Source organism: Lysobacter sp. P5_B9, from assembly GCF_054049835.1.
Genome location: NZ_JBFULP010000004.1, coordinates 171,381 through 193,404, shown reverse-complemented (window position 1 = coordinate 193,404; position 22,024 = coordinate 171,381). Strand labels below are relative to the sequence as shown.

Genomic DNA, 22,024 nt, shown 5'->3' with positions numbered 1-22,024 from the left:
GCCTTGGGGCCGCTGCCGGCATCTCGTCCCCGGCCGTCAGCACCTGCGTTATTCACAACCGCGCCAGTCCTGCGATGATGGACCTTCATCGCACCGTTGCCGGAGCCATGAGCGACGAATTGGAGAACGACCGCAACCAGTTGCAGGCAACGCGCCGCCAACTGCAGTTGCTGACCGACGCGATCACCCACGACCTGCGCGCCCCGCTGCGCACGATCGAAGGGTTTGCCGCGCGCGTGGCCGCCAGCGCCCACGACCGCCTCGAGCCGCGTGAACGCGAACAGCTGCAGCGCGTGCATGACGCCGCCACGCGCATGACCTCGCTGCTGGAGCAACTGGGCGAACTCTCGCGCGCCACCCATGCACCGCTGCAACCGGCCGACGTCGACATCAGCCTGGTGGCCGAATGGATCCTGGCCGACCTGCAGGCCGCCGAACCCGACCGCCCCGCCCAGCTCCACGTGCAACCCGGCCTGCGCGTGCGCGGCGACGAACGCCTGCTGCGGCTGCTGCTCACGCAGCTGCTGCACAACGCCTGGAAGTTCTCGGCGACGGCCGCCGCCACCCGGATAGAAATTACCGGCGACGGCGAGGCTGGCCACCGCCGTTTCGTGATCCGCGATGCAGGCATCGGTTTCGACCCGCGTTACGCGGGCAAGCTGTTCGAACCGTTGCAGCGCCTGCACGGCGCGGAGCAGGGCGCGGGGCATGGCCTCGGCCTCGCTATCGCGCGGCGCATCGCCGAGCGCCACGGTGGCTGCATCACGGCGCTTTCACAACCCGGTGACGGCGCGGCCTTCACTGTGGACCTGCCGGACGCGTGAGGGAAAGCGAGTGCTGCATCGAGACATCCTGCTGGTCGAGGACAATCCCGACGACGTCGAGCTGACCCGACTCGCCTTCGAGGAAGCCAGCGTCAGCAACCGGCTGGTAGTGGTCGGGGATGGCGCCGAGGCGCTCGACTATCTGTTTGCCCGCGGCCGCCACGCCGAGCGCAATCCCGCCGAGCTGCCGTCGATCGTGATGCTCGACCTCAACCTGCCCAAGCTCGACGGACGCGAGGTCCTGCAGGCGATCCGCGCCGAGCCCGCCACACGCGAACTGCCGGTGATCGTGCTGACCACCAGCGCCGAGCCCTTCGATGTCGAGACCAGCTACGCCCTGGGCGTCAACAGCTACATCCAGAAGCCGGTGGATTTCGAGCAGTTCGTCGCGGCGGTGCGACAGGTCGGGCTGTACTGGTTGGTGCTCAACCATCCGCGCGTGGCGTAGCGCCGCGCATCAACCCTGCTTGCCGAAAAGCGCTTCCGCGCGCTGGAACAGGATCCAGCTCGTCGCGATGAACTTGTCGCCGCCGAGCGGGCGGTTGCCACGGTGGGTATGGGTGAAGGCCGCCGGCGCGATCAGCAACGAGCCCGTACGCGGTGCGATCCGGCGCTGCTGGTAGAGGAATTCGGTCTCGCCCTCTTCGAAGTCGTCGTTGAGGTAGAGGGTCCACAGCAGGTGGCGGTGCAGCGTCTCGTTCTGCGGATCGCGCGGGTACAGCTCGCAATGCCAGTACGGATAACCGCCGCGGCCACCGGTGTAGCGCTGCAGGTTGATCGCGCCGGGCCGCAGCACGGTCTGCGCCACCGGCGACAGCGTCGCATCGTCCATCGCCTGCAGGCGTTCGGCGGTGAGGCGATGACGCGCACCGCCCTCGCCCGGTACTTCCAGCATCAGCGGCGCGATCAGCGTGTGCGGGTAGCGCCGCAGGTAGGCCAGCAGGCCGCGGAACACGGCCTGGTTGAGCTCCATTTCGGCATCGCGCCATTCCGGCCGGCCGGTGATGGAAATGTCGAGGCTGTCCTTCAGCTCCGGCAGCACGCCGCCACCGACGCGGCCGGGCTGCGCGGCATCGCTGGCCACAAAACGCGCGACCAGCGCCGCGCAGGCTTCGCGCGACAGCGCATCCTCGAATACTTCGATGAAGTCGGCGTGGCTCATGGCGTCACGGTCGGAGCGGGGATCCGCAGTAAAGCAGATTCCCCCGCCGTGCTCAGGCGATTGCCGTTTGCGCCGCCTGCGCCGCGTCGTGCTCGCGGTGGTAACGCGTGGCGGTCTCGACTTCCTGCTTCGAGCCCATGAACACCGGCACGCGCATGTGCAGCCCGGTCGGCTCCACTTCGAGCATGCGCATGCGGCCGGTAGTCGCGGCGCCGCCGGCCTGCTCGACCAGGAAACTCATCGGGTTGGCTTCGTACATCAGGCGCAACTTGCCGCCTTTGTCGCGGCACTTGCTGTCCAGCGGGTAGCTGAAGATGCCGCCGCGGGTGAGGATGCGGTGCACGTCGGCCACCATCGAGGCCACCCAACGCATGTTGAAGTCCTTGCCGCGCGGGCCTTCCTTGCCCGTCAGCATGTCGCCGACGTAGCGCTGCATCGGCGCTTCCCAGAAGCGCTGGTTGGAGACGTTGACCGCGAACTCCCTGGTCTCCTCCGGAATGCGCATGCCACGCGTGGTCAGAACGAACGAACCGACTTCGCGATCCAGGGTGAACGCATGCGTGCCGTGGCCGACGGTCAGCACCAGCATCGTGCTCGGCCCGTAGGTGCAGTAGCCGGCCGCGACCTGCGCGGTGCCGGGTTGCAGGAAGTGCTCGTCGGCCGGCGTGACCACGCCGTCGGGGCAGCGCAGCACCGAGAAGATCGTGCCGACCGAGATGTTGACGTCGATGTTGGAGGAGCCGTCGAGCGGATCGAACATCAGCAGGTAGTTGCCGCGCGGATACACATCCGGGATCGCCTGGCTGTGGTCCATTTCCTCCGAGGCGAGGCCAGCGAGGTGGCCGCCCCAGGCGTTGGCTTCGAGCAGGATCTCGTTGCTCAGCACATCGAGCTTCTTCTGCGCCTCGCCCTGGATGTTCATGCTCGCCACGCCTGGCGTGCCGGCGTCGCCCAGCACGCCGCCGAGCGCGCCCTTGCCGACCGCGATCGAGATGGTCTTGCAGGCGCGGGCGACGACTTCGATCAGCAGGCGCAGGTCGGCATGGATGTGGCCGGCGCGCTCTTCTTCGATCAGGAAGCGGGTCAGGGAGATGGACGCGGAACTGGACATGGCGGGCGGGCAGGGCGGCAGCGGAGAGGGCCGCCATTGTCGCCGAAGCGGGTGGCCGCCGCCCCCGGGGGCCAGTTCAAATCAGTTATACGGGCGCAACAGGGCTGGAACTCACTGGTCTGGAGCTCAGGCGACCTGGCGCGTCGCGCGGGCGGCGTGCCGATGCACCACCGCGGCCAGGGTCTGCCGCGCCATCGTCAGCATCAGCAGCGGTGCGGCCGGCTCGGCCGCGGTCAGCACGCGACGGGCGGCGTCCAGCACGTCATTGACGACATCGGCGGCGGCGGCGCCCAGCAGCATCCGCAGGCCCCGCGAGGCACCCTCCAAAAGGCGTTCGCATTCCGGTCCACAGCCTTGGCCCGCGCGCCGCATCACCTGCACCAGCGCAGCGTCGAGACGTGACAGGGCCAGCAGCAGTTCGTCGGCGGTGGGCGGAGCGTAGGGAGTGTTCATGCGTTCAGTCTCGGCAGGGGGCGTCGCAGCAGCTGAGATACCCGCCAACTGTTACGGATTCGGCAGCGGATAGCGGACTGCGTCAGAGTGCGGAGCGGGCGGTCAGCGGCCAGTGAAAATCCGGCGACAGAGCGGTGAAGCGTTCATCTGCTGACAGCAGGTTGGCAGCAGGCCGCGCGCACGCTGCGATTCCACCCGAGGAGCGGCGCCGTGCATCCATCCCGTTCGCCGTTCACGTGTTTGTTCTTCACCCGCGCGTCACCATCCATGCACACCCAGCGGAGTGAGCCATGACCGATACGACAAAGCCCACGCCGCCAACCGATGGCCGCCACGACTTCGACTTCATCCATGGCCGCTGGCGGGTGCAGAACGAGCGCTTGCGCGAACGCCTGGTGGGCAGCACCGACTGGGACGTATTCGACGCCACCGACGAATGTCGGCCGGTGCTCGATGGCGCCGGCAATCTCGAGGAATTCCACACCGCCTGGAATGGCGGCTTTGAGGGCATCGCGCTGCGCCTGTACGACGTGGCCAGCGCGGAATGGCGCATCCACTGGGCCAGCAATCGCAGCGGCGCACTCGATCCGCCGGTAAGCGGACGCTTCGAGGGCGGCGTGGGCACGTTTTACGGCAGCGACCAGCATGCGGGCCGCCCGGTGCGTGTGCGCTTCCTGTGGAGCCGCAGCAGCGCCAACTGTGCGCACTGGCAGCAGGCCTTCTCCGTCGACGACGGCGCGAGTTGGGAAACCAACTGGCACATGTGGTTCCGCCGCGTCGACGAGCACGGCCGCCTGCGGCACGACGATGCGGTGCTGGAGCTGCGCCAGTACACGTTGCAGCCCGGCCAGCGCGACGCATTGATCGACCTGTTCGAGCGCGAATTCATCGAGACGCAGGAAGCCGTTGGCATGCACGTCATTGGCCACTTCCGCGACCTCGACGCCCCCGACCGTTACGTGTGGCTGCGCGGCTTCCCGTCGATGGAGGCGCGCCGCGAGGCGTTGCAGGCCTTCTACTTCGGACCGGTGTGGCAGCGCCATCGCGATGCCGCCAACGCGACGATGGTCGACAGCGGCAACGTCCTGCTGCTCAGGCCGGCGCATCCGGCATCGGGCCTGGCGCCTGCGTCGATGCCGCGGCCGGCCATCGGGACCGCCCTGCCGGCGGGCGCGGTGTGCATCGGCACGTGCGCATTGCGCGCGCCGGCGGCGCAGGGCTTCACCGCGCGCTTCGAGCAGCAGCTGGCGCCGCTGCTGCGCCTGCACGGCGCGGACGTCATCGCCCGGTACGAAACCGATGCCAGCGCGAACACCTTCCCGCGCCTGCCGGTGCGCGAGGGCGAATGCGTGTTCGTGTGGGTCGCGCGCTTCGCCGACGTGGCGGCGCTGGATGCGCACCTGGCCACGCTGCAGGGCAGCGCGACGTGGCAGGAGGCGTTGGCGGCGGCGATGCGGGAAGAACTCCTGCAGGCGCCGGAACTGCTGCGCCTGGCACCGACTGCGCGCTCGGAACTGCGCTGACGGCCTGGCGCTGTTTTGACCAGTCCTGTTTTGAATCGACGCGGAGCACACGCCATCATGTTGCATGCGCCGCGCCGACCGCCTGTTCCTGCTGATCCACGCCCTGCGCGGGCGCCGTTCGGCGCTTACCGCGCAGCAGCTCGCGCAGACGCTGCAGGTCTCGGCGCGCACCGTCTACCGTGATGTCGCCGACCTGCAGCTGTCGGGCGTGCCCATCGAAGGCGAAGCCGGTGTCGGCTACCTGCTGCGCAAGGGCGCGGACATCCCGCCGCTGATGTTCAACGAAGAGGAACTCGAGGCCCTGGTCGTCGGCACGCGCTTCGTCCGTGCCTTCGGCGGCGAGCGCCTCGGCCGCGGAGCGACCACGGCCTTGCTGAAGATCGAAGCGGTGCTGCCCGAAGCGCTGCGCGAACGCAGCCGCCGCACCCGCATCTTCGCCCCGCAACTCGACAACCGCATCGAAAGCAGCGGCCTGATCGACGCGCTGCACGCCGCGATCGGGCAGGCGCAGGTGCTGCGCCTGGATTACCGCGACGGCAACGGCGAGGTGACCGTGCGCGAGGTGGAGCCGCTGGCGCTGATGTTCTGGGGCGGCACCTGGACGCTGGGCGCGTGGTGCCGCCTGCGCCGTGATTTCCGCAGTTTCCGTCCCGACCGCATCGTCGCGCACGCACTCACCGGTGAGGTGTTCGCGGACGATCCGGCGCGCAACCTGGATGCCTACCTGCGCGGGGTGGCCAGCCGATGATGCCGACCGGCGATACGGGATGCGGTGCCGGTGCGCGCCTGCGCCCGGGCGGGCGTCTTCCTTCACCCGGTAATCACCGGTGTCGCGGTCCTGTGAGCGGATGACATCGGTCGACACCACCTGGGGCGCGGGCATCAGCGATGCCACCTATCGGCTGCTGGTGGAGTCGATGCCCGAGTACGCCATCCTCCTGCTGGATGCCGACGGCCACATCCGCAGCTGGAACAAGGGCGCGCAACGCATCAAGGGATATCGTGCCGAGGAAGTGATCGGCCGCCATTTCTCGATGTTCTATCCGCGCGAGACGGTCGAGCAGGGATGGCCCGATTACGAGCTGGGGGTCGCGCGCGCTACCGGCCGCTTCGAGGACGAGGGCTGGCGCGTACGCAAGGATGGCTCGCGTTTCTGGGCCAACGTCATCCTGACCCGCATCGACAACCCGGACGGCAGCCTGCGCGGGTTCGCCAAGGTCACGCGCGACCTCAGCGAGCGCCGCGAACAGGAAGAGCGCCTGCGCCGCAGCGAGGAGCGCTTCCGCCTGCTCGTGGATGGCGTGCGCGACTATGCGATTTTCATGCTCGACACGACGGGCCACATCTCCAGCTGGAATCCCGGCGCGCAGGAGATCAAGGGCTACACGGCGGACGAGATCATCGGCCGTCATTTCTCGACCTTCTATACCGAGGAAGCGCTCGCCCGCGGCTGGCCGGCGCGCGAGCTCGAGATCGCGCTCGCCGAGGGGCGGGTCGAAGACGAGGGCTGGCGCGTGCGCAAGGACGGCACGCGCTTCTGGGCCAGCGTGGTGATCACCGCGCTGCACGACAGCGAGGGGCGCCACGTCGGCTTTGCCAAGATCACTCGTGACCTCACCGCGCACCGGCGGGTGCGCGCACTCGAGGACGAAGGCCATCGCCTCACCACCTTCCTGGCGATGCTCGGCCATGAGCTGCGCAACCCGCTGGCGCCGATCACGAATGCGGTCGCCCTGATGCGCGCGGAACCCATCGCCTCCGAGTCCCTGCGCTACTGCCGTGATGTCATCGGTCGCCAGGTCGCGCAGATGACCCGGCTGGTGGACGACCTGCTGGACGTGAGCCGTATTACCAGCGGCAAGGTCCGCATCAACCCGCAGGTGCTGGATCTGCGCCCGGTAATGGCCGAGGCGGTGGAAACGGTCGAAACCGAGGCCCGGCAGCGTGCGCATGCGCTGCAGGTCGAGATGACGGAGGCGCCGGCGTGGGTGGTGGGGGATCGTGCGCGTCTCGTGCAGGTGCTGAGCAACCTGCTCAACAACGCCGTCAAGTTCACGCCACCGGGAGGCAACATCCACGCCCGGCTGCGCATCGCGGGTGATCACGTGGAAGTGGTGGTCCGCGACAACGGACCGGGCATCGCGCCCGAGAAGCTGGTCGATATCTTCAACCCCTTCGTCCAGATCGAGCAGGATGCCGGCCATAGCCAGGGCGGCCTGGGCCTGGGCCTGAGCCTGGTCCAGCAACTGGTCGCGCTGCACGGCGGCGCGGTGAGTGCCTCCAGCAGCGGCCAGCCCGGCGAAGGCGCCGAATTCCTGATCCGGCTGCCGGCGACCATCGCACCCGCCACTGCGGCCGCGTCTGAACCGCCCGCCACCCCCAAGGCGCCGCGCCGGGTGCTGATCGTCGACGACAACCGCGATGCCGGCGATACCCTGCAGGCGATGCTGCAGTTCGCCGGCTACGACAGCCACACCGTCTATGACGGTGCGAGCGCGCTGCAGGCCGTCCGCGACAGTAGCTTCGATGCGGTGATCCTGGACATCGGCTTGCCCGACGTGAGCGGACTGGAAGTCGCCCGGCGCCTGCGCGCCGAACCGGGCCCGTCGCCGCCGTTGATCGCGCTGACCGGTTACGGGCAGGACACCGATCAGGCGGCCACGCGCGAAGCCGGCTTCCATGCGCACCTGACCAAGCCGCTGATGGCCGACAAGATCATGCTCGTGCTGTCGCAGTTGTTCGACGACGCGGCGTAAGGACGCCGACGCGCAACGGCGTCAGCCCGAACTGCGCGCCAGGTACAGCGCCGGGCGCCCCCGCTCGCCCGCGGCCCGTCGCGGAAACAGCGCCAGGCACTTGGCGAACAGCGGCACGGCTTCGCGCAGCTCGGCCGGCGACATCGCACTGAAGCCCATGATCAGGCCGGTGCCTTCCGGTGGCTGCAGGTAGCAGGGCGCGATCGAATACAGCGCGAGCTTGCGTTCGTGCGCGGCGCGGATCAGCGCATCGCCTTCCGCGGCCGGCATGTCGTGTATCCACGCCACCAGGTGCATGCCCGAATGCGATTCCATGATCTCCAGGCGGTCGCCGCAGTGTTCCTGCAGCAATGACCGCAGCAGATTGCGGCGCTCGGCGAGTTTGCGCGTCACCTGGCGCAGGTGGCGGTCGTAGGCGCCGGAAGCGATGAAGCCCGCCAATGCCGCCTGGTCCATCGACGCGCAGCCGAAATCGTCGGTCCACTTCGCCGCGAGCAGGTCGTCCTTGAGCCCGGGCGGCATGATGATGTAGCCCAGCCGCAGTGCCGGGAACAGCGTCTTGGAGAAGCTGCCCACGTAGAGCACGCGGCCGTCGCGGTCGAGCTGCTGCAGCGCCTGCACTGGTTGCTGGTCGTGGCGGAATTCGCCGTCGTAGTCGTCCTCGACGATCCAGCCTGAGCCCAGACGCGCGTATTCGAGCAGGGCCAGGCGGCGCTCGTGCGACAACACGGCACCGGTGGGGAACTGGTGCGACGGGGTGACGTAGGTCAACTTCACCGCGGGATCGGGCATGCGCTCCACCTGCATGCCATCGCGGTCGACGGGAATGCCGACCAGGCGCGCGCCGTGCACCTGCAGGATGGTGCGTGCGGTGAAGTAATGCGGTTCTTCCAGCGCGACTTCGTCGCCGTCCTCCAGCAGTACGCGCGCGATCAGCGACAGCGCCTGCTGGGTGCCGCCAACGATCAGCACGTCATCGGGCGTGCAGGCCACGCCGCGGGTGCGGCTGATGTGGCGCGACACCGCCTCGCGCAGCGCGGGCAGGCCCTGGATGCGGGGATAGTTGGGTTGCACGTAGGGCGCGGCGCGCGTCAGCTCGCGCACCCACTGCGCGGTCAGGGCGGTGTTGACCACGGGCGTGCCGAACTGGAACGCGTAGCGCATGCCCGGCGGACGATGGCCGGGAATGTTGCCCAGCGTGCAGAACTCACGCGTGCGCCGGCTGAAGGCGGTCTGGGCGACGACGGCGCGGCGCGGCGGTGGCGGCCGCACCGGCCCCGCCCAGGGCGAGGTCACGTAGCTGCCCGAGCCCACGCGCCCGGTGATGAAGCCCTCGGCGCGCAGGTGCTCGTAGGCGGCGACCACCGTGGTGCGCGAGAGGTTGAGGTCGTACGCCATCTCGCGGCTCGACGGCAGCCGCGTACCGTTGGCGAGCCGCCCCGCGGCCATCGCCTCCTTGAGGGCACGGGCCAATTGCAGGTACAGCGGTCCGTTGTCGTCGAGAACCAGGTCCATTTCCTACCTCCCGCGGCCATTGGATCGTGAGGAAGCGTCCATTGGCAGTCCACTTGTGGCCGGAACGCCGGGACCACTGGGGGCCGTACCAAGGCTACTGCTTGGTCAGGCGCCGGTACTGCGACATGTGGCGCAGCGCCTGCTTTGCCCGGCCCTGTTGTTCGTACAGCAGTGCGAGGTTGTAGTGGCCGTCGGCGAGATCGGGATCGGCGCGCAACGCGGCTTCGTATTCGCCCATCGCCTCGTCCGTGCGCTCCAGGTCGTCGAGCAGCACGCCGAGGTTGTAGTGCAGCAGGGCGGCGTCGCCACGGTCGGAATGGCTGCGCTCGGAGCGCACGATCGCGAAGGCATCGCGATAGACGTTCTCGGCTTCGTCGTAGCGTTCGAGTTCGTGCAGCAGGCGGCCCAGGTTGATGCGTGCGTCGAGGCGCATGGGGTCGGCGGCGATGGCGCGTTCATAGGCCTGCGCCGCGTGTTCGGCGTTGTCGCGCTCGAGGTCGGCGCCTCGCACGTTCCAGTCCTCGCCAGCGGCAGGAGCGGGAGCGGGTGCGGGCTCGATCACGCGCAGCGTGCCCTGGGCCGGGTCGCCTTCGAACGCCAGCAGGTACTGTCCCGACTCGGCCATCCAGCGGCTGAGCCCCTCACGTACCACCACATGGTCGGCGAACGCGCCGATGCTCAGGCCCGACAGCGGCATCTCCTCCGGCAACCGGCTGCGCAGTTCGCGCAGCGCCCGCAGGATGCGCCGATGCGGGATGTTGGCGACGGACAAGGCCCGCGCCGTGCGCAGCACGATCAGGTCGCGGAAGGAAAACAGCAGTGCGTTGCGCGGCCCGCGCGCAGGCGTGACGAAACCGGCGGCCACCAGCGAGCGGATGGCGCTGCGCGGCAGGCGCAGCAGCTTTTCGACGTCGCCCACGCCGTACTGGTGCATGCGGGATCCTGCTTACTTCGCCCGCTTGGCGGTCTTGCGCTTGGGCGCCGCGTGCGTCTCGGCCTCCAGCGCCTGCACGCGCTTGGCCGGCTTGCGTGCGGTCTTGGCCGCCGCCGCGCCCTTGCGCGCCGGCGCGGCGCCGCCTTTCTTTTCCAGGCTCGCACGCAGCGCTTCCATCAGGTCGATGATCTGCGCGCCGCCCTCGGGTTCTTCGGCCAGGGTGATCTGCTCGCCCTCGACCTTCTGCTGCACCGCGGCCTCGATGCGCTCGGCGACGTCGTCCTTGTACTGGCTGGGATCGAACGTGTTCGAACTCTGCGAATCGATCAGCTGCTGTGCGAGCTTGAGCTCGGCGGGCTTGACCTCGGTGCGCGGGATGTCGAGGTCGTCGATCGAACGCACCTCGTTGGCGTACAGCAGCTGCTGCATCACCAGGCCGTCCTCGACCGGACGGATCATCACGATGTAGCTCTTGCCGCGCGTGGCCCAGTGGCCGATCGCGCAACGCTCGGACTCGCGCAGCGCCTTGGCGAACAACGCGTACGGCTTGGCCCCGCCCTTGTCCGGCGCGAGGTAGTAGGCCTTGTCGAAGTACACCGGATCGATCGCGGCGATCGGCACGAACTCGACGATGTCCGCGCTGTGCGTGCCCACTTCCTCCATCGCCTTCAGCTCGTCGGGCGCGAACATCACGTACTGGTCCTTGGCGAACTCGTAGCCCTTCACGATCTCGTCGCGTTCGATCGGGATGTTCTCGCGTGCGCACATGGTCTGGTAACGCACGCGCGAGCCGCACTTCTTGTGCAGAAGGTTGAAGGAGATGCCGCCCTTGGACTCGGTCGCCGTGTACAGCTTCACGGGAATGGCGACGAGGCCGAAGGAAACGGTGAGTGACGCAATCGAACGTGCAGCCATGACTGCTTCTCCGATGGATCAGGCCTTGCCGCTCTTCTTCGGTTTCAGAGCCTGCGCCAGGTCCTGCTTGCGTGTGAGGGCATCGCTCCAGCGATCGCCCGTGCGGGAGAGCCGTTTTATAACATCGGTCAGGCGGAAGTCGAGTGGATGCGCGGACGCCAATTCTTCCCAGGTCAACGGCATTGATACCGGTGCGCCGGCCACCCCGCGCGGCGAGTACGCGACGTTCAGGGTCTTGCCGCGCACGTTCATGTTGTGGTCCATGAAAATCTTTCCACTACGTTTAGTGACGCTCCACTCCATGGTGATGTCCTTGGGGTGCAGGCGCATGAGGTGGCGGCTGACCAGTTCGGACACGTGGCGGGCGGCGTCGAAGTCGATGGTGCGCTTGATCGGCACGAACACGTGCAGGCCGGTCTTGCCCGAGGTCTTCACGATCGGCTCCAGCTGCATGCCCTGCAGCAGCCCGCGCAGGGCGAAGGCGATCTCCTTGCCCTTCTCGAAGGCGATGGTGTTGAGCTCGGGCTCGGCGCCCTTGGCTTCCTTGCCCGAGTAGATGTAAGGATCGATGTCGAAGACGACGTAGTCGGGATAGTTGAGTACCGAGGCTTCCAGCGACTCGAGCGAGCTGGCGTAGTCGGTCGACTTCGACTTCGTATCCGCCGCGACCTTCGCGCGCGAATGCCAGACGTGGAACTCGAGCGTGCCCGACTGCGCCAGCCACAACAGTGTCGGCAGGTTGTTGCACAGCAGGTATTCGTGCTCCTCGTCCTTGCTGCCGGAGAACACGGTGACCGATTCGACGAAGTCGGGGCGCGCCTGTTCCCAGTGCTTCTGGAAGAAGCGCTGGCCGGTGATGCCATCGGGCATGCGGATCATGGTGAGCGGGCGGTCGGCGAGGTGCGGCAGCATCAGCGGCGACACCTGCGCGAGATAGCGCAGGAGATCGCGCTTGGTCAGCGCCGGTTGCTGCAACTCCTCGTCCGCGGGCCAGTAGACACGGTCGAGATTGCTGAGGCGGATGTGGTGCGCGCCGACGCTGAGTTCGAGGTTGTTCTTCTTCGCGGAGAGCTGGTCGAGGATCGCGGTGATCTCGGTGGACGGTGTGGCTCTGGCCTTGCTGGCTTTCGTCGCGCGCACCGTCGTCGCCGCGCCGGCGCGTTGGCGCGGAGAAGGCGAACCGGAGCGGGTGGTTTCGGTGCGATGCACGGTGCTGGGATCGATGTCGTCGCGCAGGCGGACGAAGATCGGCGCCCGCAGGTGCGCGTCGTTCGTCCATTCCTGGAAATTCACTTCCGCGACCAAGTCTGGCCGCACCCAGGTGACGGGGCCGTTGACCTCGGGGGTTTCGCTGAACGGGTTCGTTTCGCTGTGCAGCGGCTGCAGCCGCGCCAGCACCTGTTTGAGCGCGCGTTCGTCGAAGCCGGAACCCACGCCGGAGGCGAAGCGCAGGGCCTTGCCGTCCCAGTAGCCCACCAGCAGGGCGCCCAGCGCGCCACGCGAACCCTTGCCGCGCGTATAGCCGCCGATCACGAATTCCGCACTGTGCGTCGGCTTCACCTTCAGCCACGCCGACGTGCGCTTGCCGGCTTCGTAGCGACTGTCGGTGCGCTTGCCGATCACGCCTTCGAAGCCGCTGGCCAGCGCCGCTTCGTGCATGGCCTCGCCATCGGCCGCGGCGTGCACCAGTTGCACCAGTGGCGAGGGCAGCAGGCACTGGGCGAGATATCGGCGGCGATCGCCGTACGGCCGCTGGCGCAGGTCGATGCCGGCGAAGTGCAACAGATCGAAGGCGAAGAACACGGTCGGCACGTTGCGGTCGGCGGCGGCGATGTCGACCGCGCTCTTCAGCTGGAAGCGGTTCTGCAGCGCGTTGAATGACGGCTTGCCCTGCGGGTCGAAGGAGACGATCTCGCCATCGAGGAGCATGCGTCCGCCGCCCGCCTGCTGGCGCAGTTCCGCCACGAGCCGGGGAAAGGTCGGGGCCAGTTCGAGCCCGCGTCGCGACTTCAGCTGCACCTGGTCGCCGTCGATGAAGGCGAGCACGCGGTAGCCGTCGAGCTTGGGCTCCCACAACCAGCCGTCGCGGGTGAACGGCGCGTCGCCGACGTCGGCGAGCATCGGCGCCAGCTTCGCCGGCATCGCGTCCGGTTCGCCGGCGGGTACCAGTTGCGACGCAGGCACGCGTGGCGGCGGTGGCAGGAACTTCAGGTCCTTCACCCGCAGGCCCGACAGCACCGAGCGATCCTGCGCGGTGATGTCATCGGTGCCGGCGAAGCGATCCTTGTGTTTGATCAGCAGCCAGCTCTTGGCCTCCCTGGTACGCACCAGCGCGTAGGAGCCTTTCAGCTTCTCGCCGCGCAGTTGCAGGCTGAGCTTGCCGGCGGCCAGGCCTTCGCGCACGCGGCGCTCGGCTTCCGCGCGGTCATGGAACCAGGTGGCGCCTTCACCGCGCTCGTTTTCATCCGGACTGTAGACGCCGCAGTCCCACACGATCACCTCGCCGGCGCCGTATTGCTTCGGCGGGATCACGCCCTCGAACGAGGCGTAGTCGTAGGGATGGTTCTCGACGAACACCGCCATGCGCTTGTCGGCGGGATTGGGCGAGGGTCCCTTCGGCACCGCCCACGAGAACAGCACGCCATCACATTCGATGCGGAAGTCGTAATGCAGGCGGGTGGCAGCGTGTTGCTGCACGACGAACAGCAGCGGCCCGCCGGCGTGCGTGGGCTCGGCCGGCGCCGGCTCGGGGGTGGCCTCGAAACGGCGCTTGGCGGAATATTCGCTGAGCTTCGCCATCCGGGTGGTTACCTCAGGAGCGCGACCATGGCAGCACGACGCGTATGGGCAGGTGCGAGCGGCTATTCCTTCAAGGAATGGAAGGGCAGCTTCTATCCCGGGAAGATCAAGCCCGAGGACATGCTCGCCTGGTATTCCGCACGCCTGCCCACGGTCGAGATCAACAATACCTTCTACCAGATGCCCAAGGCGTCGGTGCTGGAGCACTGGGCCGCGGTGGTACCGCCGGATTTCCGCTTCGCGATCAAGGCGCCGCGCAGGATCACCCACGATGCGCGGCTGAAGGCGGATGCGGCGGCCGATTCGGTGGCCTACCTGTACCGCGTGCTGGAAACGCTGGGCGACAAGCGCGGGCCGGTGCTGTTCCAGCTGCCGCCGTTCCTGAAGCAGGACCTGCCGCGGCTCGGCGAATTCCTGCAGCTGCTGCCAGCCGGACACCAGGCCGCGTTCGAGTTCCGCCACGACAGCTGGTTCGACGACGCGGTGTACGCCGCACTGCAGGCCGCGGGCGCGGCGTTGTGCCTGTCCGAGCGTGAAGACGACCGACCGCCGCCGCTGGTCGAAACCGCACCCTGGGGCTACCTGCGCCTGCGGCTGGAGGACTACGGCGAGGCCGACTTCGCGCAGTGGGCGGAACGGATCCAGGCCACGGCCTGGACCGACGTGCACGCCTACTTCATGCACGAGCCCACCGCACCGGCCTATGCGCAGGCATTGCTGGATGCGACCGCGATGCAGGCAGCCACGCCATGAGCCAGGCACAGTCGCTGGGCATCGCAATCGACGGCGACCAGCAAGTGTCGGGCTTGCTCTTGGCGCCCCCGGAAGCACGCGCCTGTTATGTGTTCGCGCACGGCGCCGGCGCCGGCATGACGCACGCGTTCATGGCCGCGATGGCCTCGGGCCTCGCCACCCGAGGCATCGCCACGCTGCGCTACCAGTTCCCGTACATGGAGCGCGGTTCGCGCCGGCCCGACGTGCCGCGCGTCGCGCAGGCGGCGGTGCGGGCCGCGGTCGCCGAGGCCGCGCGGCGCCTCCCCGCCATGCCGCTGTTCGCCGGCGGCAAGTCGTTTGGCGGCCGCATGACCTCGCAGGCGCAGGCCGCGGGATTGCTGCCCGGGGTCAAGGGTCTGGTGTTCGTGGGCTTTCCGCTGCATCCGACCGGCAAGCCCGGGGATGAGCGCGGCGCGCACCTGCTCGAGGTCAGCGTGCCGATGTTGTTCCTGCAGGGCACCCGCGACGACCTCGCCGACCTCGACCTGCTGCAGCCGCTGGTGGAACGCCTGGGGGCGCGTGCCGAGCTGCGGCTGTTCGAGCATGCCGACCATTCCTTCCACGTTCCCGCGCGCCTGGGACGCGACGCCGAGGTCATGGCGGCAATGCTCGATGCGTTTGCGGCGTGGATCGCCGCGCAGGGCGCCTGAGTCACGGCCCGCGTATGCGTCGTGGACTAAACTGCGATCCACGCCCCGTGGTACCCGCGACATGCTCCTCGCCGATCACCTGCCCGCTGCCGCGCTGCCGGCGCCGTTCCCGCTGCTGACGGCCGCAGACATGCTGGATCCGGCTTGTGCCGACCGCCTGCGCGCGGACTTTCCCCGCTATCGCGGCGCCGGCTTCTTCCCCTATGAGGCCCGCGACTGCGGCCCCGCGATCAGTGCGCTGGTGGCCGAGCTGACCGCGCCTGCCTTCGCGGACGCCATCGGCGAGCGCCTGGGCGTGGAGCGCCTGTCGCAGTACCCGCCACTGGTTACGCTCTGCCGGTCGCTCAACCTGCGCCACGGCAACATCCACACCGACAGCCAGTCGAAGATCGTGACGGCGCTGGTGTACCTCAACGCGGAGTGGCCGCACGGCGCGGCGGGATCGCTGCGCTTCCTCGCGAACCAGGCGGATATCGAAGACCAGGTCGCGCCGCAGGTGCTGCCGGTGTACGGCAACGTCGTCGCGTTCCGGCGCGCCGACAACTCCTTCCATGGCCACCTGCCGTTCGAGGGAGACCGCTTCACCATCCAGATCGCATGGCTGGCCGATGTCGCGGCGCACGCGCGCAAGACCCGGCGCGGGCGCACGTCGCGCGTGATCAAGAAGCTGCTGGGTGGACTGGATCGCTGGTGGAAGCCGCGCGCTGCCTGACGCAGCGCACGCGAGCGCTCAGATCACCCGCAGCGTGATCGCCTTCAGCACCGCGCGGGTGCGATCGCGGGTGTCGAGCTTCTCCAGGATCACGGACACGTAGTTCTTCACCGTGCCTTCGGCGAGGAACAGCGAGCGTGCGATCTCCTTGTTGGAGTAACCGCCCGCGAGCAGGCGCAGGATCGCGACCTCGCGTTCGCTGAAGCGTTCCTTGGGCGCGTCCTGCGCGTGGAACTGGTAGCGCGTGCGCACCGCTTCGGTGCTGACCGGCTGCAACAGGGTGTCGCCGCGGGCCACGCGTTCGATGGCGTCGCGCAGGTCCTCCGGTGCGGCGTCCTTGAGCAGGAAACCCTGCGCGCCCGCTTCGGTCGCGCGCAACAGCAGTTCGCTGTCGTCGAAGGTGGTGAGCAGCAGCACCGGCGTGGTGTCGCCGCGCTCGCGCAGGCGCTGCAGCGCCTCGATGCCGTCCACGCCCGGCATGCGGATGTCGCTGAGCACGACATCGACCGGTTGCGTGGCGAGCAGCTCGAGCAGGTGCGCGCCGTCGTCGGCTTCGAACACGATTTCGATGCCCTGGCGCTCGAGCAGGGCATGCAGGCCCGCGCGCACGAGGGCCTGGTCGTCGGCGAGGGCGATGCGCAGCGGTGCGGTCATGCGATGCCTTGTGCGGAAAGGGACAGGCCGGTCACAGCGGCAGGCTCGCTTCGATGCGCAGCGCGCCGCGTGCCGTGGTCGACAGCGCCAGCGTGCCGCCGGCGGCGGCGAGGCGCTCGCGCATGCCGGACAGACCATTGCCCTCGCGGATCGTGCCGCGCACGTAGCCGTCGTCTTCGACCTTCACGCTGAGCCGGTTGCCTGCACGCGCCAGTGCCACCCACACGATCCCGGCTTCGGCGTGGCGCGCGCTGTTGGTCATCGCTTCCTGCACCAGGCGCAGCACCGCTTCGGCGACGGCGGGGTCGTTGATGTGAACGTCGTCGTCGATCCGCAGCTGCAATGCCGGTCTTGGCATCGGTGCGGCCAACGCGCGCAGCGCGGTGCCCAGGTCGAGGCCGCTGGAGTCGCGCAGGGCCTGCACGACGTTGCGGATGTCGCCGAGCAGTTCGGCTGCCATCTGTTGCGCCACGGTCAGTTCGCGCCGGTCGGTGAACGCGGGATCGGTGGCAAGGGCGCGCAGGTTGAGGGTGAGCGCGGTGAGCTTGTGTCCGGCAACGTCGTGCAGTTCGCGCGCTACGCGCAGGCGTTCGGCATCGCGTGCGGAATCGGCGAGCAGGGCGCGCGTCGCCAGCAGGTCGGCATTGACCAGGGCGAGGCGGTCGCGCGCGGATTCGGCGCTGACCGCGTAGTAGGCGCACAACGCCGCAAAAGCCTGGAAGCCGGCATACAGGGCCACGACGGTCAGCGGCGAGGAGGAGTGTCCGGCGGAACGCAACATCCAGTACACGACCACATCGGCGGCCACCACGGCAGCGATCGCGCCGCGCGGCGTCCAGTTCGCGGCAATCTGCGCGGTCCATATCACCAGCAGCACCTGGGCCGTGCCCACGCCCGGATCCAGCCACACCAGCGCCAGCGCGCAGATTGCCTCCAGCCACAACAAGGCATCGGCGGATCGCCGATGGCGGTCGCGGACCAGGCCATGTGCGAGCAGTGCCAGCAGATAGAGCAGCAATGCGCACCAGGCGATGACCTGCTGTTCCGGCTTGAACCAGCGCAGTGACAGCGCAACCGCGCCCCAGGTGAACAGCCCGGCAACCGTGAATGGATGCAGGATCCCGCTCAGGCGCCTGCGCATTCGCGCGCCACGCGGCAAGTAGAAGGGGGCGGACGGAGGCATGCGCGCATGCTGCGGCGCGGGGGCCGGCGAGGCAATGCCGCCGGAGCAAGTGGTGACTTCCGGCAGGTCGCGTTGATGACCGCGACGCCCGACCACGACTTCGTACCAGGCAAAGTGCCTGGCAGCACTCGCCAGGCGAGTGGTGTCGGGTGAGCGCCCGCGTCAGACGTCGCCGTCGTTCAACCAGCCCTCGCCGGTGCCGCGGTTGTACACCATGTCGGTATCGAGCACGGTACCGGCGGGAATCGAGTCCTGCTGCGCCAGCTTCGCGTAGATCGGGGTGAAGTCAGGCGTCGTCGCTTCCATCAGCTGCTCGTAGCTGTCGATGACGAAATAGGTCTTCTGGTAGGTATCGATGCGGTAACGCGTGCGCATGATCCGCTCGAGATCGAAGCCGATGCGGTTGGGCGCGGCCGATTCCAGGCAATGGATCGATTCGCCCTTCGACGACACGATGCCGCTGCCGTAGATGCGCAGGCCATCGGCCTGCTTGATCAGGCCGAATTCCACCGTGTACCAGTACAGGCGCGTCAGGTTGACCAGCGCGTCCGCGCCGATCGCATGCGCCTTCACGCCGCCGCGGCCATAGGCCTGCATGTAGTCGGCGAACACCGGGTTCATCAGCAACGGCACGTGGCCGAACAGGTCATGGAACAGATCCGGCTCGCTCAGGTAATCGAGCTGCTCCGGTTTGCGGATCCACCACGTCACCGGGAAGCGGCGATGGGCGAGATGGTCGAAGAAAGTGAGTTCGGGCAGCAGGCCTTCGACGCCGACCAGCTCCCAGCCGGTGGTGGCGCGCAGTACCCGGTTGAGGTCGTCGAACTTCGGGATGCGGTCGGGGCTCATACCCATCGCCCGCTGCTGGCGCAGGAACTCGTCGCTGGCGCGACCGACCAGGATCTGCTGCTGGCGCTCGAACAGGGTCGCCCACACGTCGTGGTCGCTGCTGCTGTAGCTCGCCCAGGGCTGCTCGACCACGGCGGTGGTGTAGACCGGCACGTAACCCTTGTCGGTGAGCTGGTGTTCGACGCGATTGGGGGTGGTGTTCACGGCGCGAGTCCTGGGGGAAAAGGGGCGGCCGGATGGGTTCCGCCGCATCAGGCACTTTAACGGCCGGCGGACGCAACAGGCTTGCGTTGTTGCGCGGGATAACGCCCACGGCGCATGATTCGTGCGCGTTTAACGAAATACTTGCACCAAACCAGCGGGAAACCCCATGACCGCCGTCAATCTCGATCGCACCGACCTGCAGCTGCTGGCCGAACTACAGGGCAACGGCCGCCAGACCAACGCCGAACTGGCCGAGCGCGTGCACCTGTCGGCCTCGGCCTGCCTGCGCCGGGTGCAGCGGCTGGAACGCGAGGGGGTGATCCGTGGCTACCGCGCCGAAACGGATCCGGAGCGGCTGGGGCTCGGCCTGCAGGCCTTCGTCCGCGTGCAGCTGCGCCAGCACGATGCGGCCTCGATCGCCGCCTTCGCCGACTTCGTCAATCAGTGGGACGAGGTCGTCGCCTGCCACGCGCTTACCGGCGACATGGACTACCTGCTGCAGGTAGCGGTGCGCGACCTCGAGCACTTCTCCCGCTTCCTGCTCGACCGCCTGCTCAACCAGGCCGGCGTCGCCGACGTCAATTCCAGTTTCGTGCTGCGTACGGTCAAGGCATTCCGCGGCCTGCCGCTGCCCGCGCGGCGCGGCGAGTGAGATGTCCCGCCGGCGACGTGCGCCGGCGCGCATCGCGCAAAAAGAAACGGCCACCGAAGTGGCCGTTTCCGCGTCACACAGGCACGCAACAATCAGAAGCGGTATTCGCCACCGACGGCGAGCGTGTCGGCATCGACATCGACGCCATCGAAGCCGGCCTTGTGGTAGGTGTAGTTCAGGCTCAGGCCGAACGACTCGTTGAAGTCGTAACCGCCACCCACGCCGAAGTAGAACTCGGTGGAGTTCTCGCTGCTCGAACCGAAGGCGTCGTCGGCGTCGCCCTGGACGATTTCGAGGCCGGCGCGACCGTCAATGAAGAAGCCGCTGTCGTTGACACCGAAGTTCTTCTTGCCGAGGACGCCGACGCCAAAGCTGTTGAGCTTGAGCTGGGCGCCGTTGTCCTTCTTGTCGTAGAGGTTGTTGTACGAAGCCTCGACGGCGAAGTTGTTGGTGAAGTAATAGCCGCCACGCACCGAGAACGAGGTATCAGAGTCGCTGGCCGAGCCCAGGCCGTTGATATCGAAATCGGCTTCGGTGCGACCGACTTCCGCACCCACGAAGGCTTGGCCTTCAGCCGCCATCGCGACGGTCGACAGCGAGGCCAGCACCAGTGCGCACGAAAGAACCAGAATCTTCTTCATCATCTTTATCCGTAAGAGTTAGCCCCTACTGGGCGGGCCAGAAGGTGCGGGGTTCCCCGGGATTTGTCAATTTCTCGTTAAACGGCGCGTTCAGGCCCGGACTGGATCCTGGCGGCCCGCAACCAGCAAGCTGGCGGCACCGCCAACCGGGGAATCGCATGGACCAGGGCACATCGATCGCGCAGCCGCCGTCGCGGTGGGAACGCCGGCTGCTGATCGCCGCGGTGGTGGCTGCACTGGTGATCTCGGGCGTCGCGCCCAGGGATCGGCTCACCTGGCTGCTCGAAGTGGTGTGGGTGCTGGCTGGCCTGCCGCTGGTGATCTGGTGCTGGCCACGCTTTCCGTTGACGCGCCTACTGAGCTGGCTGCTCGCGGTGCATGCGCTGGTGTTGATCCATGGCGGCGCCTACACCTACGCGGAAACACCGCTGGGATTCTGGTTGCGCGACAGCGCCCAGGCCCTGGGCCTGGACGTGCAGCGCAACCCGTGGGACCGCGTCGGTCATTTCGTGCAGGGTTTCGTCCCGGCGATCCTCGCGCGCGAACTGCTGCTGCGCTACACGCCGTTGCGTCGCGGTGGCTGGCTGGTCTACCTGGTGCTGGCCGCGGCGCTGAGCTTCAGCGCCTTCTTCGAACTGATCGAATGGTGGTCGGCGCTGGCCTTTGGCGCCGATGCCGATGCATTCCTCGCCACGCAGGGCGACGTGTGGGACACGCAATGGGACATGTTCACGTGCCTGTGCGGGGCCGCGCTGTCGTTGTCGCTGTGGTCGCGAGTGCACGACCGCCAGTTGGGATCGGCCGCCGGCTACTAGAGGCGCGCTAGGGCTCGCGCCGCCGCGGGAACCGCAGCACCACGCCGCGTTGCTCGTCATCGGGTGCCGGCCGCTGCCACAGCACCGGTACATCCTGCGGCGAGCCGGGTTCGAGTTCATCGTGCCCGCGTTGCGCCGCCTGCGCCGCGAGTTCCTCCTCGATTTCCCAGCTGTAGCGCCGGCGCGGCGGCACGGGGTCGCTGCGGCGGAACAGCCACGCTGCCAACAGTCCGGCGGCCGCGCCACCCAGGTGCGCCTGCCAGGACACGCCCGCCTCGCGCGGCAGCACCGTCAGCAGCATTCCGCCGTAGAGGAAGAAGGCGATCATCGCCGCCGCCACAGCTGGTCGGTCGCGGCGCAGCAGGCCGAGCCCGAACACCAGGAACATCAGGCCGTGGCTGAGGCCGCTGGCGCCCAGGTGGTGCGAGCCGGCTTCACCCAGCGCCCAGGCCCCCAGTCCGGACCCCAGCCACAGCAACGGCAGGGCCCGCACCGTCGCGCGCGGATAGACCGCGCCCGCGAGGGTGCCCAGCAGCAGCAGCGAAATCGCGTTGGCCGCGAAATGCTCGAGCGAGCCATGCAGCAGCGGCGCGGTCAGCACTCCGAGCAGGCCGGCCAGGTCGTGCGGCTGCACCGTCCACCGCGCGACGTCGAACGTGCCCTGGGCGAAGAACACCGCCGCCAGCACGAGGACGAAGGCGAAGCTCAGGTTGAAGGCGCGCAACAGCCGGCGGCGGTCGTGCGCGCGCTGGGCCGGCGTGTCGGCGGGCAACTCGGGAGTGGGCAGGTGCATGCCTAAGCAGTGGCGACCGCGGGACCGCGATGCAAGGGCGGCGCAGCGGGACATTGAATCCCGCGGCCCAAAGCCCCTCATCCGGCGCTGCGCGCCACCTTCTTC

Annotated in this window: 22 protein-coding genes; 10 read left to right on the top strand and 12 right to left on the bottom strand. The window is 68.2% G+C overall.

Translation table 11 applies throughout. The features are described from left to right. Positions 1-107: 107 nt before the first annotated feature. Together ACXJJ9_RS10265 and ACXJJ9_RS10260 are read left to right on the top strand one after the other, a co-directional pair. Positions 108-824: a sensor histidine kinase gene (locus ACXJJ9_RS10265; RefSeq protein WP_457097085.1), complete on the top strand. Its 717-nt coding sequence runs from the start codon at positions 108-110 to the stop codon at positions 822-824. Positions 825-834: 10 nt separating this feature from the next. Then, positions 835-1,272, top strand: a complete 438-nt coding sequence (locus tag ACXJJ9_RS10260; protein WP_310054876.1) for a response regulator — start codon at positions 835-837, stop codon at positions 1,270-1,272. Between the two features lie 9 nt (positions 1,273-1,281). On the opposite strand, the gene ACXJJ9_RS10255 is transcribed toward ACXJJ9_RS10260, so the two are convergent. The 3 genes from ACXJJ9_RS10255 to ACXJJ9_RS10245 form a co-directional block, all read right to left on the bottom strand. Further along, positions 1,282-1,986: a 2OG-Fe(II) oxygenase gene (locus tag ACXJJ9_RS10255; protein ID WP_457097084.1), complete on the bottom strand. Its 705-nt coding sequence runs from the start codon at positions 1,984-1,986 to the stop codon at positions 1,282-1,284. Between the two features lie 52 nt (positions 1,987-2,038). Continuing rightward, positions 2,039-3,097 (bottom strand): class 1 fructose-bisphosphatase, encoded by a 1,059-nt coding sequence (locus tag ACXJJ9_RS10250; RefSeq protein ID WP_457097083.1) that lies wholly within the window; start codon positions 3,095-3,097, stop codon positions 2,039-2,041. Positions 3,098-3,223: 126 nt separating this feature from the next. Continuing rightward, on the bottom strand, positions 3,224-3,550 hold the full coding sequence (locus tag ACXJJ9_RS10245) for a hypothetical protein (protein ID WP_457097082.1): 327 nt from the start codon (positions 3,548-3,550) through the stop codon (positions 3,224-3,226). 290 nt (positions 3,551-3,840) lie between these two features. Between ACXJJ9_RS10245 and ACXJJ9_RS10240 the strand changes: the two genes are divergently transcribed. The 3 genes from ACXJJ9_RS10240 to ACXJJ9_RS10230 all read left to right on the top strand — a co-directional run bounded on the left by ACXJJ9_RS10240 (position 3,841) and on the right by ACXJJ9_RS10230 (position 7,829). Further along, positions 3,841-5,073: an NIPSNAP family protein gene (locus ACXJJ9_RS10240; protein ID WP_457097081.1), complete on the top strand. Its 1,233-nt coding sequence runs from the start codon at positions 3,841-3,843 to the stop codon at positions 5,071-5,073. A gap of 64 nt (positions 5,074-5,137) precedes the next feature. Further along, entirely contained in the window at positions 5,138-5,821 is a 684-nt protein-coding gene (locus ACXJJ9_RS10235; RefSeq protein WP_457097080.1) for a helix-turn-helix transcriptional regulator, read from the top strand. Between the two features lie 100 nt (positions 5,822-5,921). Then, the gene (locus ACXJJ9_RS10230; protein ID WP_457097079.1) at positions 5,922-7,829 is read left to right on the top strand and encodes a hybrid sensor histidine kinase/response regulator; all 1,908 of its coding nucleotides are present in this window, start codon (positions 5,922-5,924) and stop codon (positions 7,827-7,829) included. Positions 7,830-7,850: 21 nt separating this feature from the next. Here the strand turns inward: ACXJJ9_RS10230 and pdxR are convergent, their stop codons facing one another. From pdxR to ligD, 4 genes are all read right to left on the bottom strand, one after another. Further along, positions 7,851-9,344, bottom strand: a complete 1,494-nt coding sequence (gene pdxR / locus ACXJJ9_RS10225) for a MocR-like pyridoxine biosynthesis transcription factor PdxR (RefSeq protein WP_457097078.1) — start codon at positions 9,342-9,344, stop codon at positions 7,851-7,853. 94 nt (positions 9,345-9,438) lie between these two features. Continuing rightward, entirely contained in the window at positions 9,439-10,278 is an 840-nt protein-coding gene (locus tag ACXJJ9_RS10220) for a tetratricopeptide repeat protein (protein WP_457097077.1), read from the bottom strand. A gap of 12 nt (positions 10,279-10,290) precedes the next feature. Next, positions 10,291-11,193 carry a non-homologous end joining protein Ku gene (ku, locus tag ACXJJ9_RS10215; RefSeq protein WP_457097076.1) on the bottom strand — a complete coding sequence of 301 codons (903 nt, stop codon included), beginning with the start codon at positions 11,191-11,193 and terminating at the stop codon, positions 10,291-10,293. 18 nt (positions 11,194-11,211) lie between these two features. Then, complete coding sequence (gene ligD, locus ACXJJ9_RS10210; protein WP_457097075.1) at positions 11,212-13,992, bottom strand: DNA ligase D; 2,781 nt, start codon at positions 13,990-13,992, stop codon at positions 11,212-11,214. A 27-nt stretch (positions 13,993-14,019) separates the two neighbouring features. Here ligD and ACXJJ9_RS10205 point away from each other — a divergent pair, with 27 nt between their 5' ends. From ACXJJ9_RS10205 to ACXJJ9_RS10195, 3 genes are all read left to right on the top strand, one after another. Continuing rightward, the gene (locus tag ACXJJ9_RS10205) at positions 14,020-14,745 is read left to right on the top strand and encodes a DUF72 domain-containing protein (protein WP_457097074.1); all 726 of its coding nucleotides are present in this window, start codon (positions 14,020-14,022) and stop codon (positions 14,743-14,745) included. Next, positions 14,742-15,416 (top strand): alpha/beta hydrolase family protein, encoded by a 675-nt coding sequence (locus ACXJJ9_RS10200; RefSeq protein WP_457097073.1) that lies wholly within the window; start codon positions 14,742-14,744, stop codon positions 15,414-15,416. The genes ACXJJ9_RS10205 and ACXJJ9_RS10200 overlap by 4 nt, the downstream gene beginning before the upstream one ends. Positions 15,417-15,477: 61 nt before the next feature. Then, a complete protein-coding gene (locus ACXJJ9_RS10195; RefSeq protein ID WP_457097072.1) occupies positions 15,478-16,128 on the top strand; it encodes a 2OG-Fe(II) oxygenase in 651 nt (216 codons plus the stop codon). 18 nt (positions 16,129-16,146) lie between these two features. Here ACXJJ9_RS10195 and ACXJJ9_RS10190 read toward each other — a convergent pair whose 3' ends face one another. The 3 genes from ACXJJ9_RS10190 to phhA all read right to left on the bottom strand — a co-directional run bounded on the left by ACXJJ9_RS10190 (position 16,147) and on the right by phhA (position 19,018). After that, complete coding sequence (locus ACXJJ9_RS10190; protein ID WP_457097071.1) at positions 16,147-16,782, bottom strand: response regulator; 636 nt, start codon at positions 16,780-16,782, stop codon at positions 16,147-16,149. Positions 16,783-16,813: 31 nt separating this feature from the next. Further along, entirely contained in the window at positions 16,814-18,061 is a 1,248-nt protein-coding gene (locus ACXJJ9_RS10185) for a sensor histidine kinase (protein ID WP_457097070.1), read from the bottom strand. Between the two features lie 66 nt (positions 18,062-18,127). Beyond that, on the bottom strand, positions 18,128-19,018 hold the full coding sequence (gene phhA, locus ACXJJ9_RS10180) for a phenylalanine 4-monooxygenase (RefSeq protein ID WP_457097069.1): 891 nt from the start codon (positions 19,016-19,018) through the stop codon (positions 18,128-18,130). A gap of 166 nt (positions 19,019-19,184) precedes the next feature. On the opposite strand from phhA, the gene ACXJJ9_RS10175 reads away from it, so the two are divergent. Further along, positions 19,185-19,670: an Lrp/AsnC family transcriptional regulator gene (locus ACXJJ9_RS10175; protein WP_457097068.1), complete on the top strand. Its 486-nt coding sequence runs from the start codon at positions 19,185-19,187 to the stop codon at positions 19,668-19,670. Positions 19,671-19,762: 92 nt separating this feature from the next. Here the strand turns inward: ACXJJ9_RS10175 and ACXJJ9_RS10170 are convergent, their stop codons facing one another. Continuing rightward, entirely contained in the window at positions 19,763-20,311 is a 549-nt protein-coding gene (locus ACXJJ9_RS10170) for a porin family protein (protein WP_457097067.1), read from the bottom strand. A gap of 158 nt (positions 20,312-20,469) precedes the next feature. Here ACXJJ9_RS10170 and ACXJJ9_RS10165 point away from each other — a divergent pair, with 158 nt between their 5' ends. Next, positions 20,470-21,126, top strand: coding sequence for a DUF2238 domain-containing protein (locus ACXJJ9_RS10165; protein ID WP_457097066.1), 657 nt, complete (start codon positions 20,470-20,472; stop codon positions 21,124-21,126). A gap of 7 nt (positions 21,127-21,133) precedes the next feature. Here the strand turns inward: ACXJJ9_RS10165 and ACXJJ9_RS10160 are convergent, their stop codons facing one another. Then, positions 21,134-21,919: a rhomboid family intramembrane serine protease gene (locus ACXJJ9_RS10160; RefSeq protein ID WP_457097065.1), complete on the bottom strand. Its 786-nt coding sequence runs from the start codon at positions 21,917-21,919 to the stop codon at positions 21,134-21,136. Positions 21,920-22,024 lie beyond the last annotated feature (105 nt).

What these genes read in the sequence shown, in the direction of transcription:
- ACXJJ9_RS10230 (WP_457097079.1), top strand. Translation starts at nt 5,922, where the DNA reads ATGACATCGGTCGACACCACCTGGGGCGCGGGCATCAGCGATGCCACC.
- ACXJJ9_RS10175 (WP_457097068.1), top strand. Translation starts at nt 19,185, where the DNA reads ATGACCGCCGTCAATCTCGATCGCACCGACCTGCAGCTGCTGGCCGAA.
- ACXJJ9_RS10250 (WP_457097083.1), bottom strand. Translation starts at nt 3,097, where the DNA reads ATGTCCAGTTCCGCGTCCATCTCCCTGACCCGCTTCCTGATCGAAGAA.
- ACXJJ9_RS10255 (WP_457097084.1), bottom strand. Translation starts at nt 1,986, where the DNA reads ATGAGCCACGCCGACTTCATCGAAGTATTCGAGGATGCGCTGTCGCGC.
- ku (WP_457097076.1), bottom strand. Translation starts at nt 11,193, where the DNA reads ATGGCTGCACGTTCGATTGCGTCACTCACCGTTTCCTTCGGCCTCGTC.
- ACXJJ9_RS10190 (WP_457097071.1), bottom strand. Translation starts at nt 16,782, where the DNA reads ATGACCGCACCGCTGCGCATCGCCCTCGCCGACGACCAGGCCCTCGTG.
- ACXJJ9_RS10240 (WP_457097081.1), top strand. Translation starts at nt 3,841, where the DNA reads ATGACCGATACGACAAAGCCCACGCCGCCAACCGATGGCCGCCACGAC.
- ACXJJ9_RS10160 (WP_457097065.1), bottom strand. Translation starts at nt 21,919, where the DNA reads ATGCACCTGCCCACTCCCGAGTTGCCCGCCGACACGCCGGCCCAGCGC.
- ACXJJ9_RS10200 (WP_457097073.1), top strand. Translation starts at nt 14,742, where the DNA reads ATGAGCCAGGCACAGTCGCTGGGCATCGCAATCGACGGCGACCAGCAA.
- ACXJJ9_RS10220 (WP_457097077.1), bottom strand. Translation starts at nt 10,278, where the DNA reads ATGCACCAGTACGGCGTGGGCGACGTCGAAAAGCTGCTGCGCCTGCCG.
- ACXJJ9_RS10245 (WP_457097082.1), bottom strand. Translation starts at nt 3,550, where the DNA reads ATGAACACTCCCTACGCTCCGCCCACCGCCGACGAACTGCTGCTGGCC.
- ACXJJ9_RS10170 (WP_457097067.1), bottom strand. Translation starts at nt 20,311, where the DNA reads ATGAAGAAGATTCTGGTTCTTTCGTGCGCACTGGTGCTGGCCTCGCTG.
- ACXJJ9_RS10195 (WP_457097072.1), top strand. Translation starts at nt 15,478, where the DNA reads ATGCTCCTCGCCGATCACCTGCCCGCTGCCGCGCTGCCGGCGCCGTTC.
- ACXJJ9_RS10205 (WP_457097074.1), top strand. Translation starts at nt 14,020, where the DNA reads ATGGCAGCACGACGCGTATGGGCAGGTGCGAGCGGCTATTCCTTCAAG.
- ACXJJ9_RS10165 (WP_457097066.1), top strand. Translation starts at nt 20,470, where the DNA reads ATGGACCAGGGCACATCGATCGCGCAGCCGCCGTCGCGGTGGGAACGC.
- pdxR (WP_457097078.1), bottom strand. Translation starts at nt 9,344, where the DNA reads ATGGACCTGGTTCTCGACGACAACGGACCGCTGTACCTGCAATTGGCC.
- ligD (WP_457097075.1), bottom strand. Translation starts at nt 13,992, where the DNA reads ATGGCGAAGCTCAGCGAATATTCCGCCAAGCGCCGTTTCGAGGCCACC.
- ACXJJ9_RS10235 (WP_457097080.1), top strand. Translation starts at nt 5,138, where the DNA reads ATGCGCCGCGCCGACCGCCTGTTCCTGCTGATCCACGCCCTGCGCGGG.
- ACXJJ9_RS10265 (WP_457097085.1), top strand. Translation starts at nt 108, where the DNA reads ATGAGCGACGAATTGGAGAACGACCGCAACCAGTTGCAGGCAACGCGC.